This window comes from Rhizobium sp. 05L429 (assembly GCF_056397645.1).
On sequence record NZ_JBFTNV010000060.1, the window covers coordinates 1 to 16,837 of the forward strand.

Here is a 16,837-nt window from a genome sequence, read left to right on the forward strand (position 1 = left end):
CATGGGAACCGGCCCGATCCCGGCCTCCCGCAAGGCGCTGGAAAAGGCCGGCTGGTCCGTCGGCGATCTCGACCTCGTCGAAGCCAATGAGGCCTTCGCGGCCCAGGCCTGTGCCGTCAACAAGGATCTCGGCTGGGATCCTGCTATCGTCAACGTCAACGGCGGCGCGATCGCCATCGGTCATCCGATCGGTGCGTCGGGCGCGCGCGTCCTCAACACGCTGCTTTTCGAGATGAAGYGCCGCGGCGCCAGGAAAGGTCTTGCCACATTATGCATTGGCGGCGGCATGGGTGTCGCCATGTGCTTCGAGGCGTTTTGAGCAGGAATAACCATCGAGCTGCACGAACTCTTTATCGTGGTCGCCAGAACCTGATGAGATCGGCAGGCATGTTTTGAGCTGCTATTTACGCAAGCCGCGCCTTCTTCGTTGAGGAAGCGAAGGGTAGATTAAGCGCGACGCGCCTGATATTCCGCGTCACTACCCAAATATCAGGTCGTTTGCGGTCAAGGACATCCAACCGTCGCTCTTGAACGCATATGAGCCGTCGACTTGCGATTACGACCAATTCGCTTTTCGGTGACAGTCGAAGCCTTGCTTCAGCGTGCGAATGCCTCAAACGGATTGACTTCGGTGAGTTGCCGGATCGCATCCTGGCTTGCGCCCGCGACTTTGAGCGATGGCAGAAGGCTCTCGACAAGATGCGTGTAAGGTCTCGGGGTTCCACCACCGGGTTGCGCCGGATCATACCAGCCGAGATCGTGGCTTATGAGCAACTTCTCGCCAAGGCCGTTTTCAAGGGCGCGCATTATCATTGCGACCAGATCCTCGTCGGGCGCCCTCCCGACATGGTCGTATTCGATCCACGCACCGCGCTCCACCAATGCCCGGTGAAGCCCGAAGTCCCTTTCCTCCTGGGTATGGATCGATATAAAGCGCTCTGGTGAGCAGCCCTCCGACTGAAGAATGTCCAACTGCTCCATCACAACCCTTCCCCGGATCGTGTGGGAGCCGATCACGGCATTGGTCTGCACGGATGCTCTTGCTGCCGCGCGGAGAATGCGGGCTTCGAGAGGCGAGATCCCGTCGTCGCCAGCGCTGAGCTTGATCCATCCCGCCAAGACGCCAGTGTCCTCGATTCCTTCGGTAAGCTCGCTGACCATCCATTGTTCAAGATCGTCCTCATTAGCCTCTGCCACCCAGGCGGGTATCCACGGTTCGCGGTAGTTGCCGGTCGGGACGACGATCGGAAAATCGGCTGCCTTCGACACGGCGAGATCGATGTCCGCACGTCTTCCTACGCCCCCCGTCGTACACTCTACGAGCAGTGTTATGCCTTGCCGTTTGATCGCCTCAATCTGCGGGACCATCAGTGCCACGACTGCGTCTATCTCCGCCTCTGCGTAGCCTGGTTGGTCGGGCGTTCTAAGATCGACGAACACATGCTCGTGCGGGAGAATCATCCCGACTTCGTCGCGGCGCCTTGGCCCCAGAGTGGTGTAAATCTGCGTCATCATTTGAGGCTTCCGTCGGATTTGGCACAACGGTGACTGTACAGGACATATAATGAAGTGGCGATCGCCAAACTGATCCCCAAGAGCGTGTAAAGAAGCGTATCGCAGCTTTCAGCATAGATGGGGTAATCGGCTTCGCGCCACTTCCTAATAGCTTCGATATGCGTGGGCTGCTGAGCAACTTCGGGCTTAAGGTCGTCGTGGTATCGGCAGGGACATTCGAAGGAGAAGGTACGCGAGCTCGTTGAGGCGGAGGCCGATCTGTTGGAGATCATAAAGGCTGGTTCGCTTCGAGCCAAGTCCACCGGCCGGCTAGACTTCCCGCATCCGCACGATCCTACCAAGACGACATTTCTACATCCTGGGTGTCGACAGATACCCAATGTGCAATTCCGCCAATCGGATCGATCATAAAAATCCAACAAATGCAGGAATCGGAAAGCCGTCAAATTCTCACTCACATGGATCGATCCGCCACCAATTTCGAATCCAGAGACCGAGAAGTTCTCACTGAACAAGAAATTTTCGTTGTATTCCAGATGGATAGATAGTTTTTCCCGCTTCCTTGCCAAACGCGATTGACAGAAAAACGACGACTATGTTCGGCTGAAAGCAGCGGAAGTGATTTAATATCACAAATGCTGATTGCCGGGAGGGCAATCTGTCCTTGATCATTTGGGAGGTTCCAATGAATACTCGTCGTGCACTTATTGCCAGTTTTTCTGCAGCCGTGTCCGCACTGGCGCTCCTTTCGATGAGCGGCGCAACGGCGCAGGCCAAGGACCTGAAGATCGGCTTCAGTCAGGTCACGCTGCAGTCGCCATTCTACGTCCAACTGAAGACTGGCGCTGAAGCCGCCGCCAAGGCTTCTGGCGACACGCTCGTCTTTCTCGATGCCAATGGCGACGTCACCAAGCAAAACAACGACATCCAAGACCTGATCACACAGGGCGTCGACGCAATGATCATCAATCCGGTCAACCCGGATGCCGTCGGCCCTTCGCTTGATGCGGCCGCAGCGGCCGGTATACCGGTCATCACGGTCGATCGCCCGGTCAATGGCGGCAAGGTGGCCGCCCACGTTGGCCGGGACAACAAGGCGATGGGTAAGCTGGTCGGCGAAGCCGTCGTTGCGAAACTGAAGGCAGCAGGCGTGACCGGCGCGAAGATCATCGAAATCCAAGGCGACGCCGGCGGCGCCGTCATGATGGACCRTCGCGACGGCTTCCACGATGCGATCAAGGCGAGCGACGCCAAGATCGTCGAAGGCCCCTATGCCGAATATATCCGCGCAAACGCCGTTACCGCCATGCAAGATCTGTTGCAGGCAAACTCGGACGTCAAGGTGGTTTACGCCCACAACGACGACATGGCGCTCGGTGCACTACAGGTGCTCAAGGAGAATAATCGTAACGACGTCTTCGTTGCGGGCGTCGACGGGTTGTCGGAAGCGCTGAATGCCATCGGGCCGAACGGGCAGTTCATTGCGACGGCCTTGAACGATCCTCAGTATCTTGGCGACGTCACCATTCAGGTGGCTCGAGAGGCTGCCGCAAAGAAGCCGGTTCCGAAGTTTGTCGATGCAGGTTCGGTCTTGGTGACTGCAGATACCGTCTCAAAGGTCCCCCACGCTGGCCTTTTCGCGGAATACCGGCCGACGGTGCTCAACAAGTAACGACCTCCCAAGTGGCCCGGAGGGATGAATACCTCCGGGCCACCGAACCGCCGATCCCGATCGATCGGCTGATCGCCTATCCGCATTCGAAGGATCTATTTCATGCGTGCAGCCGTACTTTACACACCAGGCGACATCAGGCTGGAGGACGTCAGAAAACCCGTCCCGGATGCAAACGAGGTTTTACTGAAGGTCGCGGCCGTCGGTGTGTGCGGTTCCGATCTGCCGCGCATGCTGAGTAAGGGTGCCCACAAGATGCCGATCATCTGCGGGCATGAGTTTTCGGGGCGTATCGAAGCTATCGGCACGGACGTCAGCGGTTTCGTTGAAGGCGATCTTGTCACGGTGCCGCCGATGTTGCCCTGCGGCAAATGTGACCAGTGCGTCACCGGCAATTTCTCGCGCTGCCGGGACTATGACTATTTTGGTTCGCGCCGCGACGGCGCTTATGCCGAATATGTCTGCGCTCCAGTCGCCAATCTGCTGAAGGTTCCCGATGGTTGCGATCCACGCGCTGCCGCAATGGTCGACCCCGCCTCGATCGCGCTTCATGCGATTTGGAAAGCCGGTGGCGTCAAGATGGGCGATCGCGGCGCAGTCATCGGCTGCGGCCCGATCGGTCTTTTCGCCATCCAGTGGATGCTGCTGATGGGCGCCACCGAAGTCGTCGCCATCGACGTTTCGGAAGAAAAGCTCGCAATGGCGCGGGAAGCCGGCGCCACACACACACTTCTATCGACAGACGAAGTCCCCAAAGGGCTGCTTGCCAACCTCATCGTAGAGGCCGCCGGTCATCCGAGCTCCATTAACACAGCCGTCAAGCTCGCAGCCCCCGCTGGCCACGTCGTCTTTATCGGCATTCCCGTCGGTGAAGTGCCGCTCGCAAATGCGTCCTTCCAGCATTTCCTGCGCCAGGAAGTGTCGCTGCACGGCTCCTGGAACTCTTTTGGTGCCCCTTATCCTGGTCCACAGTGGACCGTGACACTGGAGAAGCTTGCGAGTGGCGCGCTGAAATGGGAATTCATGATCACGCACGAACAGGGGCTGGAGGAGCTGCCTGCGATTTTCGAGCGCATCAGGACGGATCGTAGCTTCTTCTTCTCGAAGATCATGTTCCGTCCCTGATCGGTCGTTCCGGCCAACGGCCGGGACTGCCTGGAGGAGCAGGTGGGAGGATAGTTCGCATGGCTCATATACTGAGCTTCGATTTTGGCACAGGCGGCGTTCGGGCCGGCGTCTACGATACCGAACAGCGCCGAATGCTCGGTCAGTCCGACGCGGCATATGCCACGCATTACCCGCGTGCGGGATGGGCAGAGCAATCGCCGGAGGACTGGCGGACTGCCCTGCGCGCCGCCGGCCGTGACGTGCTGCGAAAGACGGGACGCACGACCCTCGATGCTGTCTGTTGCGCCACGACAGCCTCCACCGTCGCGGTCTGCAAGCGCGATGGCACRCCACTGTCGCCCGCCCTGCTGTGGATGGATTGCCGCGCCCAGGCCGAAAGTGACCGGACTACGACCCTGGAACATCCTGTCATGCGCTTCTGTGGCGGCTCGGATGCTGTCGAGTGGCTCGTGCCAAAATCGATGTGGCTGAAGCGGAATCAGCCGGATGTCTGGGCGAAGGCCGAAATCGTTTGCGAAGCGCTTGATTACGTGAATTTCGACCTGACCGGCGAATGGGTCGGCTCGCGCATGAACGCGGCGTGCAAGTGGAATTACGACAGCGAGAGCCATCGCTTCGTGCCGGAGATATACGAGGCGCTCGGCATTCCGGATCTCATCGACCGGTTGCCGCAGCGCATCGTCCCGGTCGGCGGTATCATCGGCCGTATGCGCCCCGACATGGCGGCCGATCTGGAACTTGAGAATTGCCCCGTCGTCGCCCAGGGTGGCATCGACGCCCATATCGGCATTCTCGGTGCCGACACGGTGGAGCCCGGCAGTATGTTGTTCATCGGCGGCACCTCGATCGTCCAATTGGTGCAACTGGCCGAGAAAGGTGACGTCTCCGGTTTCTGGGGTCCCTATCCCAATGCATTGACCGACGACCGCTGGCTCGTCGAATGCGGCCAGGTTGCCGCGGGTTCCATGCTGAATTGGCTCGCTGGCGAGATGTTCGGCCTTGACGGTGACGGCCATGCGGCACTGATCTCCAAAGTCGCCGCCAAACCTGATCACTCCCATGGCCTGTTGGCACTGGACTACATGATGGGCAACCGGACACCCTACCGCGATGGTGCCCTTCGGGGCGCTTTGATGGGACTGACGCTCGGCCATACCCGGGCAGATATCTATGCGGCGGCCGTTGATTCCATCGCGCTCGGGTCGGCCAATATCATTTCCGTCCTGAAATCGCATGGTGTCGTTATCGACCGCGTGATGATGGCGGGCGGCATCGTTAAGAATGCCGCCTGGCTGCAGGCAACCGTCGATGCCATGGGCCTGCCGGTGCAGGTGGTGCGGGAGGACAATCTTTCGCTCGTCGGCACCGCTGTCGCGGCCGCCTCGGCGATCGGCGTCTTTCCTGATCTGAAGACGGCGGCGAAGGCCTGCGTCGTGCCGGGCATCGAGTTGCTTCCCGACCCGCGCCGCGCCGACTGGTTCGCCGACACCCTCGCGCTCTACCGGGAAGCGACCGCGCAACTGCGACCAGTCTTGCATCAACTCGCCCAGCGGCAGATGGGATCGCTTTCATGAGCGAGAGAAATCCCTATTCTGCGCGCCTGCCGATCAACGAGCAGCGTGACCACCTGATGGTTCAGGTCGCCAAGCTCTATTACGACCTCGACCGCACGCAGTCGGAGATCGCAAATKAACTTGGCCTGACCCGTTGGCAGGTCGGTAAGCTGCTGACGGAATCGAAGGAGGCGGGCATTGTCCGCATCGAGATTACCCCACGGGCGGGGCGCAGAACGTCGCTGGAAGTCGAGTTGCATCGGCAGTTTGGCGTGCGCGAGGCGATCGTCGTGCCAACGGGCGAGATCGACGACCAGACGCTGATCATCGATAGCGTCGCCCAGGCGGCCGCCACGCACCTCGCAAGTCTCAGCCCAAAACCTACACTGATGGGCGTGAGCTGGGGGCGCACCATGGCGGCCGTTGCCCGCGCCCTGCCGAAGGACTGGTGCCCCGGCCTGCATGTCGTGCTCGTTAATGGTTCGACTGCGCTCACCACCACCACCAGCCGCAATTCTGCCGTTGCTGAAGAAATCGCGCAGTCGGCAGGCGGCCGCGCCACGCTGCTGCCCGTACCGGCGATCCTCGGCTCGCGCACCACCCGCGATGCGCTCGAAAGAGATCCGATTATCGAGCGCGTGCTACAGCTTGCGGAAGAAGCTCCAATCGTCTGTTTCGGTCTTGGCGGCCTCAGCCATCAGTCCGTGCTGCTTGCTTCGGGTTATCTTGATGACGGAGACATTGCCGGCCTGCGTGCACTCAACTCCGTCGGCGACATCATGGGACGCTTCGTCGATCGGAAGGGGAAGATCGCCGATCGCAATCTCGACGACCGCACCATCGGCCTCAGGCTCGAAGCGCTTGCCAACAAGGCTCGCGTCATCGGCGTCGCCGCCGGCGAGGACAAGCATCTGATTGCGGCAGCTTGTCTTAGGGCCGGCTACGTGACGKACCTGGTCACCGACGAGGGAACCGCGTTGCGCATATTGGAGGAGACAGCCTAATGGAGGACGTGCTTCATATCGAAGGCTTGTCCAAGCGATTTCCGCCACAGATCGTGGCGCTTGCAGAGGCCAATCTGACGGTCCGCAAGGGAGAGGTGCACTGCCTGCTCGGCGCCAACGGCGCCGGCAAATCGACATTCCTCAAGTTGATCGCCGGCGCCCTGTCGCCCTCGGGCGGCGAGATAAAGGTTAATGGCAAAAAGGTCACCTTCCGGACGCCCTCGGAAGCGGCGGCATCGGGCATTTCGATGATCTACCAGGAACTCGATCTCGTACCGCAGCTGACCGTTGCCGAGAACCTCTTCCTCGGCCATCCGCCGGCACGCTACTGCTTCCTCAGGAAAGGCAACCGCCGCCAGCGCGCCGGGGAGGCGCTTGCCCGCGTCGGCGCGAGCTTCTCGCCGGATGACCGCGTCGGCAGCCTGTCGATCGCCAACCAGCAGCTGACGGCGATTGCCCGATCGCTCACGCGCGATGCCAAGGTCATTATCATGGACGAGCCCTCAGCCGCGCTGAACGAGAACGAACTGAAGGCCGTCTTCCGCGTTATCCGCGAACTTACCGCCCAGGGCGTCGCCATTCTGTATGTCAGCCATCGACTCGGCGAGCTGCGTGAGATCGGCGACCGCGTCACCGTGTTGCGCGGCGGACAGACAATCGAGACTTTCGATGTAGCGGGCACGCCCGACAGCGCGCTAGTCGAAGCCATTCTCGGCCGCAACCGCGCTCTGGTGGAACGGCAGGACCGGCCGCCCGTCACAGGCGAGGTGGTGCTGAAGGTCGATCGGCTGACAGGCGCACAGGGTCTCAATATCAGCAATTTCGAGCTGCGCCGCGGCGAGATCGCAGGTTTGACAGGTCTCAACGGGTCCGGCCGGACCTCGTTTCTGAAGGCATTGTTCGGTGCCGACAGCAGCAACGCCCAGATGTCCCTCCACGGCAAGCCCTTCCGGCCACGGTCCCCGCGCGATGCCATTCGCGCCGGGCTCGGGCTCGTGCCGGAAAACCGCAAGACCGAGGGGCTGATCCTCGACGCACCGATCTACCGCAACGCCATGCTGCCGAGCATGCAGGGCAAGTTCCTTGCCCGCCACGGCCAGATGAAGTCACAGGCGATCCCCGTCCTCAAGCAGCTCTCGACCAAGTACGGTGCGCCGGAGCAGAAGATCATCCAGCTCTCGGGCGGAAACCAGCAGAAGGTCGTCCTCGCCAAATGGATCATCAAGGGCGCACAACTTCTCCTGCTCGACGAGCCGTCCCGCGGCCTCGACATCGGCGCCAAGGCCGATCTCTACCGACTGGTAGAACAGCTGGCCGCCAAGGGCGCGGCTGTCATCGTCGCTTCCTCCGAGCTGGAGGAGCTCTATGCGGCCTGCGACACCATCTGGGTCTTCCATGAAGGCCGCAACATCGCCCGGTTCGATCCGGCGAAGACCGATCAGGACACCATCCTGAAACACCAGATTCTGGGAGAAGACTACCATGACTGACACCGTGACGGGTACGTCGCCGATGCTGCGCTCCCCGCGCCGCATCGTCGATCTGGCGATCGAATACAATTTCATCGTGATCTTCCTGGTAGTCGTCGCGATCGCGGCGATCCTGTCGCCAAACTTCCTGACGCCGGTGAATATCTCCAACCTGTTCCAGCAGGCGACCGTCACCGGCGTTGTCGCCATCGGCATGACCTTCGTCATCCTGACGGGCAACATCGACCTCTCGGTMGGCTCGGTCACGGCGCTCTCCGGCATGCTGGTTGCCGTGCTCCTGGCGGCCGGAATGCCTGTTGTGCCGGCACTGTTCCTGACGATCCTTGTCGGCGCCTTGGCGGGCGCCGTCATCGGCCTGATCACGGCGATTGCCGAAGTACCGAGCTTCATCGTCTCGCTGGCCGGCCTCGTTTCCTTCCGCGGCGTCACCTACCTGCTGACGGACGGCGTGCCGGTCTCCGGCCTTCCCCCGGCCTTCGGATCGATTTCCTCGACGATGGTTTCCATCTTTCCCGGCACGTCCATCAGCACCATGGGTTTGATCTTCGTCGTCCTCTGCGTCGTCGCCGGCGGCATCCTGCGCCTAACCGTCTTCGGCGAATCTGTCTATGCTACGGGCGGGAACGCCGAGGCAGCGCGCCTTTCCGGCCTGCCTACGACCCGCATCCTGATACTCGTCTTCACCGTTTCGGGTATCATGAGCGCGCTTGCCGGCATCCTTCTCACCTCGCGTCTGCGGATTGGCCAGCCGACTGCTGCCCAGGGCCTCGAACTGGACGCCATTGCCGCCGTCGTTCTCGGCGGAACCTCACTCTTCGGCGGCCGCGGCGGCGTGCTCGGTACCTTCTTCGCCGTGATGCTGCTGCAGGTGCTGCGCAACATCTTCAACCTGCTCGGCCTTGGCTCCTTCTACCAGATGACCGTGACCGGCCTCATCATCGTGGCCGCCATTCTGCTGAACCGCTTCATCGACATTCGCCGCGGCCGGGGCTGATCCCGCGCGCCTGAGGAACTGGATAACACCAATGACAGAACATATTCCCCGTCCGCAGGGCACGCCGCTGACAACCGACTGGTTCGAAGGCAACGTGGTCAACCTCAGCGCCGCTGAGCGCCGCGCCGCCACGTTGCCCACCCGGCGCACAGTCAAGAAGGAATGGCAGGCAGCCTGGCTGCTGCGCGCCATAACCTGCATCGACCTGACCACGCTCGCCGGCGACGACACGGAAGGCCGCGTCATCAGGCTCTGCGCCAAGGCGAAAGCCCCCATCCGCGCCGACCTGTTGGAAAGCCTCGGGCTCGACAGCCTCACCGTCKGCGCCGTCTGCGTCTATCCGACGATGGTGCCGCATGCCGTCAAGGCGCTTGGCAACTCTGGCATCCCCGTCGCTTCGGTCGCCACCGGCTTTCCCGCCGGCCTCACCCCGCTGCCCATCCGCCTTGCCGAGATACGCTATGCCGTCGAGCAGGGCGCCCGCGAAATCGACATCGTCATCACCCGCGAGCATGTGCTGACGGCGAACTGGACGGCGCTCTACGACGAGATCAGGGCGATGCGCGAGGCTTGCGGTCCAGCACACATGAAGGCGATTCTGGCTACAGGCGATCTGCGCTCGCTCTCCAATGTTTACAAGGCCTCGATGGTCGCCATGCAGGCAGGTTCGGATTTCATCAAGACCTCGACCGGCAAGGAGGAGGTCAACGCCACCCTGCCGGTCTCGCTCACCATGGTCCGCGCGCTCCGCGACTACCGCGACCTCACGGGTCAGATCGTCGGCTTCAAACCGGCCGGTGGCCTGAAGACCGCCAAGGACGCCATGAACTGGCTGATCCTGATGAAGGAGGAACTCGGCACTCGTTTCACCATGCCTGATCTCTTCCGCATCGGCGCCTCCTCCATGCTCGGCGACATCGAACGCCAGCTCGAACATCATCTGACAGGCCGCTATTCGGCCGCCAATCGCCACGCGCAAGCATGAGGACGACCACCATGCCTTCCATCAAGGATATCATGCAAACCATGGATTACGGTCCCGCCCCCGAAAGCAATTCCGAGGTCAACGCTTGGCTGCGGACCCGCTCGGCCGGTCTCGGTCACTACATCAACGGCAAGTTCATGGCCGCAGAGGGCACGCTGATCGATGTCGTCAACCCTGCGACGGAAGAGGTCATAGGCCGCATCGCCAAGGGTACGGCGGACGATGTTGCAGCCGCGGTCAAGGCCGCTCGCGCCGCCTTCCCGAAGTGGTCGGCCCTTGCGGGCCATGAACGTGCGAAATATCTCTATGCTATTGCCCGGCACATCCAGAAGCGCGAGCGCTTCTTCTCAGTGCTCGAGACGATGGACAACGGCAAGACGATCCGCGAGAGCCGCGACATCGACATTCCGCTCGTCGCCCGGCATTTCTACCACCATGCCGGCTGGGCCGAACTCTTGGCCGACGAATTTCCCAACCACACCGCCGTCGGGGTCTGCGGTCAGATCATCCCCTGGAACTTCCCGCTGCTGATGCTGGCGTGGAAGATCGCCCCGGCGCTGGCTGCCGGAAACACCGTCGTCATTAAACCGGCCGATCTTACGCCCCTGACAGCCTGCGCCTTTGCCGAGGTACTAGAAGAAATCGGTCTGCCGCCTGGCGTCGTCAACATCGTTCACGGGGACGGCGAGACGGGTGCCGCGATCGCCGGCCATCCCGATGTCGACAAGGTTGCCTTCACCGGCTCGACCGATGTCGGCCGCATCATCCGACGACAGATTGCCGGCTCGGGCAAGAAGCTCAGCCTCGAACTGGGCGGCAAGTCGCCCTTCATCGTGCTTGAAGATGCCGATCTGGATGCAGCCGTCGAAGGTGTCGTCGACGCCATATGGTTCAACCAGGGCGAAGTTTGCTGCGCCGGATCCCGCATCCTCGTGCAGGAGGGCATTGCGCCGAAATTCTTCAACAAGCTGAAGAACCGCATGACCACGCTGCGCGTCGGCGATCCCCTCGACAAAACGATGGATATCGGCGCCGTCGTCTCGGCCAAGCAGCTCGCCCGCATCAACGGCCTTCTGGCAACGGGCGAGAAAGAAGGGGCGACGCTCAATCTCGCTCCCATCCCCCTGCCCTCCAAGGGGTTTTTCTGCGTCCCTGGCTTCTTCACCGGCACCGCGCCAGCTCACTTGGTCTCGCAGGTCGAGATCTTCGGCCCGGTCGCCACCAGCGGCACCTTCCGCACCCTCGATGAAGCCGTGACGCTGGCCAACGACACGCGCTACGGCCTGGCCGCCTCCGTCTGGTCCGAGAACATCAATCGCGCCATCGAGCTGGCCGCCAGGGTCAAGGCCGGCGTGGTCTGGATCAACGCCACCAACATGTTCGATGCCGCAGCCCCCTTCGGCGGCTACCGCGAGAGCGGCTTTGGCCGCGAAGGCGGCCGCGCCGGCATGGGCGAATATCTGACGCTTGCGGCGGACGAACAGGCGAAGGCGCGTCCCGAGCCGTCGCTCAAGCCACTGGTTACGCCGGCAGCAGGCAAGGCGGATCCCAATATCGACGTCACCTCCAAGCTCTATGTCGGCGGCAAACAGGTTCGCGCGGATGGCGGCCAGAGCTATACCGTCACGGGCAAGGGCGGCCAGGTCCTTGGCCAAGCGGCGCTCGCCAACCGCAAGGACATCAGGAATGCCGTCGAAGCTGCCAACAAGGCGACATCCTGGAGCGGCGTGACGGCGCACAACAGGGCGCAGGTGCTGTATTTCCTGGCCGAGAACCTCAACCAGCGCAGCGCCGAGTTCGTGGCGGCGCTGGCCTCGACTGGCGCCAGCCCGAAGGCCACGGACGAGGTCGAGCAGACCATCCGCCGCGCCTTCTGGTATGCCGCGCAGGCCGACAAGTTCGACGGCGCGGTAACTGCCACCAAGTCCCGGCACGTGACGATGACGGTGAACGAGCCGTATGGCACGGTCGGTATCGTCGCCCCCGATGAGGCACCCCTTCTGTCGCTGCTGTCGCTGATCCTACCGGCCATCGCGCTCGGAAACCGCGTGGTCGCCATCGCTTCGCAGAGCCATCCCCTGATCGCCGCCCGTTTTTATCAGGTCATCGAGACCTCGGACGTGCCGGACGGCGTCATCAACATTCTGACTGGTGAACGCGACGTGCTAGCCAAAACGCTGGCCGAGCACGACGACGTGTCAGCCGTCTGGTACTGCGGCAGCGCCGAGGGGTCGGCGATGGTCGAGGCCGCGTCTGTCGGCAATCTCAAATCGACGTGGGTCGACAACGGCAGGCTTCGCGACTGGCGCGATCCGAGGCAGGGACAAGGTGCAGAGTTCCTGCGCCGCAGCTCTCAGCTCAAGACGATCTGGCTGCCTTATGGCGAGTAGCCTAACCGAAGGGCGCGCTTTCGTGCGCCTTTCCTTCTTCACAAGTTATTGCTCCGGCAAGAACCAGGCAGATGTCTGACAACCAACCGTAATTAAAGGGCCGGTACAACATCCGACGACTTCTACCGGCCCACCTCATCGCATTGCTTCTCCATCGCAAAGGACGTGGGACCGCGCGATCAATCAGCGGCTTTTGCGTTCCATGACCCGTCCTTGGGGACTGCGCCTGGCTCTAAGCTTTTGTATGTTTGGCGGCGGCAAGAATGGTCTCCCCGATATCCGCAAAGCCGAGACCCGCAGGCCGGGTCGAAATCCATCGAGGGGCATGGGGTAACTCCGGCAATATCGACAGAACATTGTTCACGCCGAAGGAATTGCCKATGTAGCCGAACATCGGTGCATCGTTGCGGGAATCGCCGACAAAAGCTGTCACCAGCAGAACCTCTTCCGGGCTCACGCCAAACTCCTGGACCAGGACACGCTCACTCATCGAGCGCTTGTCGTAATTGCCTATCCACGTGTTGATGTGGATCGAGCTAACGGCAACGGTTGCCGAACGGGCGCGCAGACACGTCGCCAAGCGGTCAACCTCGGCCGGCGGATGGCCAACAATATCGATGGCAACGTCTGCCAGCCGAAAGGCTTGGTCATGCGCAATCTGAAAGGGCAAGCCCTCGTGTGCGATAATGTCGGCAACCGTTTCGAGATGACGCCGTTGTCGCTCGCTCTGAACTGCCTGCCCCTCCCAATAGTCGAAGATCACATTGCGCCCCCGGCGGAAGACGGCAAAGGCGCCGCTTTCGCCGATTGCCGCCTTGACGGGCCAGGCGCGGACAATGTGCTCGCACCAGCCCGCGGAGCCGCCAGTGACCGGAATGACCGCAATGCCGGCATCGTTCAGATCCCAAAGCATCTGATAGGTCTCAGGCAGCAACTGCCCTTCGGTTGTCAGCGTGTCGTCAATGTCGGTGAAGAGATAGCGGACGCCGCGAAGCTCGTCTGCAGATGGAGCTCGATCAACAAAAGTCATCAATTTTCCTCGCCGCTTGTGACGATTTCGACGCCGCTTGCGGCAAGTGCCTGCCTGCTCTGCGAATCGTCCGGAAGGCGATCCGTGTAGAAGCGGTTGAGTTGCTTGAACGGAGCGACGCGAACAGCCGCCGTTCGCTCCCATTTACTGACGTCGGCTACGAGAAAGCGCGTCTGCGAATTCTCGATCAACGCATTGGTGATCTGCGCCTCACCATAGCTGAAATCCATAATCCCGTTGGTCGCGCTCAACGCACCGGCACCAAAGACGGCATAATTGGCGTAGAACTTCTCGATGAACTTGATGACGTCGGCGCCGACCACGTCGCGGTCGTCATGGCGCAGCAATCCTCCCGTCAAATGCACTTCCACGCTCGGCGCATCGCAAAGGGTCAGCGCCACATGGATATTGTTGGTCACGACAGTCAGGCCCTTGTGGTCGCGCAACGCCTCCGCCACGAATTGAACCGTGCTGCCGATCCCGAGAAAGACGGTCGAGTCCGGACCGATATCGCTGGCCAGACACCTGGCGATCGACCGTTTGGCACGCTTGTTCAACTGCGCGCGCGCATTGAGGGATATATTGCTGCCTTCGACGGGGAGGTCCACGCCGCCGTGAAATCGCCGGGCGAAACCCAGATCGCACAGCGTGTTGATATCGCGGCGTATCGTCTGCGTCGTCAGATCATAACGGCGAGCGAGCTCCTCGATGAACTGGGTCCCCTCGTTTTCGATCAATGCCAGGATTTCACGCTGTCGCKCCGAGATCATACGCTGCGCCATCGGCTGTCCCTACTTCAGAAAAAGGCTCGGATCGTCGGTTATCACGCCCGTCAGTCCGGCCAGCCAGAAGGACGTCAGCAGACGGGGATCATTGCAGGTCCACGCACGCACTTTGATACCACGACTTGCTGCATCTTCCAGGAAGCCGATGCTCAGCGATTTGTACAAGAGGTGGATCGTCTGTGCCGGCACGGTTGCAAGCCGGTCGGCCCAGTCTTCGGGCAGCTTGCTCCAGAGCATTGCGAGATCATAGTTCGCGTCCAGCGCATGCATCGCCCGCAGTGCATCCGGATCGAAGCTGGAGATCATCACCTGCGTATGCGCTGCACGGCTTTGAAGATGCTCGTGAACCGTCTTCGTCAACTGCTCGAGCGAGGTCTGATGCGGATGCTGCTTGATCTCCACATTGATGTTGAGACCGAGGCGCCCCAGCTCCGGCACGACATCGGCAAGCAGCGGGATCCTTTCGCCCTTGAACCTCTCGCCGAACCACGCGCCTGCGTCGATCCCCGAGAGATCGGCAGCCGTCATGTCCTTGAGGTGCCCCTTCGAAGAGGAACAGCGGTCGACCGTCACGTCGTGAATGACGACGGCGGTCCCATCGCCGAGAAGCGCCACGTCCAGTTCGACCCACCGGGCGCCCTGTTCAGCTGCCGCCTTGAATCCGGCGATCGTGTTTTCGGGTGCGACGGCAGATGCGCCGCGATGGGCCTGGATCTCGTTTTTTGCCGGACCCGAAGCCAATAGGTGCTGTGTCATCATGTTCACTTTTCAAAATAAAAGATCGGTATTGTTGACGTCGTTTTTATGCTGCGCCGTATCAGGGATTATCTGTTCGCTTGCCTGTCTGGCGATTGAAAGGATGAAGGGCTGAGACGCGAATATAGACCGGGATCCTGGTGGCTTCGCCGAGGTCGGGTCGTCCAGGCACCGTCAGAATGGCCGTCTGATTACTCTCGCCCAGGCGGATGTGCAAATGGCTTTCGCCGCCGATCGGCTCCAGGAGCTCCACCGTCGCATCGAGGCGGATCGAAGGCTCGCCCGGCTTCCCGGTGAAAATGTCGTCGGGTCGAACGCCGATCGTATCCGTACCGACCGGCAGCGCGAGCAATCCATCACCATCCGCTCGTGTGAGGAGGTCAAGCGGCAAGATGTTCATCGGCGGCGAACCGATAAAGCTCGCGACAAACAGGCTGGCAGGACGGTCGTAAACATCAACAGGTGTTCCGACCTGCTCGACAAGACCACCGTTCATCACCACGAGGCGATCTGCCAATGTCATTGCCTCGAGCTGGTCATGGGTGACATAGATGCTGGTCGTCTTTAGCCGGCGCTGCAGTCGGCGAATTTCCACACGCATCTGCACCCTGAGCTTTGCGTCGAGATTGGACAGTGGTTCGTCGAAGAGGAATGCCGCAGGCTCGCGGACAATGGCGCGTCCCATTGCGACGCGCTGGCGCTGGCCGCCGGACAGTTGGCGCGGCTTTCGCTCGAGCATCGGAGCGATCTCAAGAATATCGGCGACTTCGGCGATCCGACGATCAATCTCGGCCCGGGGCGTGCCCCGGTTTTTCAGACCGTATTCCAGGTTCTTGCGGACGCTCATATGCGGATAAAGCGCATAGTTCTGGAAGACCATGGCGATGTCTCGTTCGGCAGGCTCTGCCCTGTTGACGTTGCGTCCGCCGATCTGGACCGCGCCTCCGCTGACTGTTTCCAAGCCTGCTATCATTCGCAACAAGGTCGATTTTCCGCAGCCCGAGGGACCAACCAGAACAATGAACTCGCCGTCTGCGACAGAAAGGTTGATGCCTTTGACCGCGGGGACCGAACCATAGTCCTTCTTGATGTCGATTATATTGATCGTTGCCATTTCTTATTTCTCCGTTTCGACCAAGCCCTTAACGAAAAGGYGCTGCATGGCGACGATGACGAGGACAGGGGGAAGAGCTGCGAGGATGACGGCCGACATGACGAGGTTCCAACGCGGCTCGGCGTCAGCGACGGCCGCCATGCGCTGAATACCCATCACCACGGTGTAGAGGCTCTGATCGGTGGTGATGATCAACGGCCACAGATATTGGTTCCAGCCGAGGACGAAGAGGATGATGAAGAGGGCGGCGATGTTGGTGACCGACAGCGGCAGGAGGATATCCCAGAAGAATTTCATCGGTCCCGCGCCATCGACGCGTGCTGCCTCCATCAATTCGTCTGGTATGGTAAGGAAGAACTGACGGAAGAGGAATGTCGCCGTCGCCGACGCGATCAGCGGAACGATAAGGCCACCGTAATTG

General features: G+C 61.1%; 14 protein-coding genes and 1 pseudogene. 9 read left to right on the forward strand and 6 right to left on the reverse strand.

Annotated elements, in window-relative coordinates:
- Window positions 1–319, forward strand: a pseudogene (locus tag AC1DNW_RS34910) (acetyl-CoA C-acetyltransferase); the annotation flags it as partial.
- A 278-nt stretch (window positions 320–597) separates the two neighbouring features.
- Here AC1DNW_RS34910 and AC1DNW_RS34915 read toward each other — a convergent pair.
- Window positions 598–1,512, reverse strand: coding sequence for a phosphotriesterase family protein (locus AC1DNW_RS34915; protein ID WP_477855713.1), 915 nt, complete (start codon window positions 1,510–1,512; stop codon window positions 598–600).
- A 688-nt stretch (window positions 1,513–2,200) separates the two neighbouring features.
- Between AC1DNW_RS34915 and AC1DNW_RS34920 the strand changes: the two genes are divergently transcribed.
- The 8 genes from AC1DNW_RS34920 (at window position 2,201) to AC1DNW_RS34955 (ending at window position 12,731) form a co-directional block, all read left to right on the forward strand.
- Window positions 2,201–3,187, forward strand: a complete 987-nt coding sequence (locus AC1DNW_RS34920; RefSeq protein ID WP_477855702.1) for a substrate-binding domain-containing protein — start codon at window positions 2,201–2,203, stop codon at window positions 3,185–3,187.
- A gap of 102 nt (window positions 3,188–3,289) precedes the next feature.
- Window positions 3,290–4,312, forward strand: a complete 1,023-nt coding sequence (locus AC1DNW_RS34925) for a galactitol-1-phosphate 5-dehydrogenase (protein WP_477855703.1) — start codon at window positions 3,290–3,292, stop codon at window positions 4,310–4,312.
- Between the two features lie 59 nt (window positions 4,313–4,371).
- A complete protein-coding gene (locus AC1DNW_RS34930; RefSeq protein ID WP_477855704.1) occupies window positions 4,372–5,889 on the forward strand; it encodes an FGGY-family carbohydrate kinase in 1,518 nt (505 codons plus the stop codon).
- Entirely contained in the window at window positions 5,886–6,872 is a 987-nt protein-coding gene (locus tag AC1DNW_RS34935; RefSeq protein ID WP_477855705.1) for a sugar-binding transcriptional regulator, read from the forward strand. The genes AC1DNW_RS34930 and AC1DNW_RS34935 overlap by 4 nt, the downstream gene beginning before the upstream one ends.
- Window positions 6,872–8,362 (forward strand): sugar ABC transporter ATP-binding protein, encoded by a 1,491-nt coding sequence (locus AC1DNW_RS34940; RefSeq protein WP_477855706.1) that lies wholly within the window; start codon window positions 6,872–6,874, stop codon window positions 8,360–8,362. The genes AC1DNW_RS34935 and AC1DNW_RS34940 overlap by 1 nt, the downstream gene beginning before the upstream one ends.
- Window positions 8,355–9,356 carry an ABC transporter permease gene (locus AC1DNW_RS34945; protein WP_477855707.1) on the forward strand — a complete coding sequence of 334 codons (1,002 nt, stop codon included), beginning with the start codon at window positions 8,355–8,357 and terminating at the stop codon, window positions 9,354–9,356. The genes AC1DNW_RS34940 and AC1DNW_RS34945 overlap by 8 nt, the downstream gene beginning before the upstream one ends.
- Before the next feature lie 31 nt (window positions 9,357–9,387).
- Window positions 9,388–10,341, forward strand: coding sequence for a deoxyribose-phosphate aldolase (gene deoC, locus AC1DNW_RS34950; RefSeq protein WP_477855708.1), 954 nt, complete (start codon window positions 9,388–9,390; stop codon window positions 10,339–10,341).
- 11 nt (window positions 10,342–10,352) lie between these two features.
- Window positions 10,353–12,731 (forward strand): aldehyde dehydrogenase family protein, encoded by a 2,379-nt coding sequence (locus AC1DNW_RS34955; RefSeq protein ID WP_477855709.1) that lies wholly within the window; start codon window positions 10,353–10,355, stop codon window positions 12,729–12,731.
- A 232-nt stretch (window positions 12,732–12,963) separates the two neighbouring features.
- On the opposite strand, the gene AC1DNW_RS34960 is transcribed toward AC1DNW_RS34955, so the two are convergent.
- The 5 genes from AC1DNW_RS34960 to AC1DNW_RS34980 form a co-directional block, all read right to left on the reverse strand.
- Window positions 12,964–13,761, reverse strand: coding sequence for an HAD-IIB family hydrolase (locus AC1DNW_RS34960; RefSeq protein ID WP_113509863.1), 798 nt, complete (start codon window positions 13,759–13,761; stop codon window positions 12,964–12,966).
- Window positions 13,761–14,543 carry a DeoR/GlpR family DNA-binding transcription regulator gene (locus AC1DNW_RS34965; protein ID WP_477855710.1) on the reverse strand — a complete coding sequence of 261 codons (783 nt, stop codon included), beginning with the start codon at window positions 14,541–14,543 and terminating at the stop codon, window positions 13,761–13,763. The genes AC1DNW_RS34960 and AC1DNW_RS34965 overlap by 1 nt, the downstream gene beginning before the upstream one ends.
- 9 nt (window positions 14,544–14,552) lie before the next feature.
- Entirely contained in the window at window positions 14,553–15,302 is a 750-nt protein-coding gene (locus AC1DNW_RS34970) for a glycerophosphodiester phosphodiesterase family protein (protein ID WP_477855714.1), read from the reverse strand.
- Window positions 15,303–15,363: 61 nt separating this feature from the next.
- Entirely contained in the window at window positions 15,364–16,416 is a 1,053-nt protein-coding gene (locus AC1DNW_RS34975) for a sn-glycerol-3-phosphate import ATP-binding protein UgpC (RefSeq protein WP_477855711.1), read from the reverse strand.
- Between the two features lie 3 nt (window positions 16,417–16,419).
- The coding region (locus AC1DNW_RS34980; protein WP_477855712.1) for an ABC transporter permease subunit at window positions 16,420–16,837 on the reverse strand (418 nt) is incomplete at its 5' end.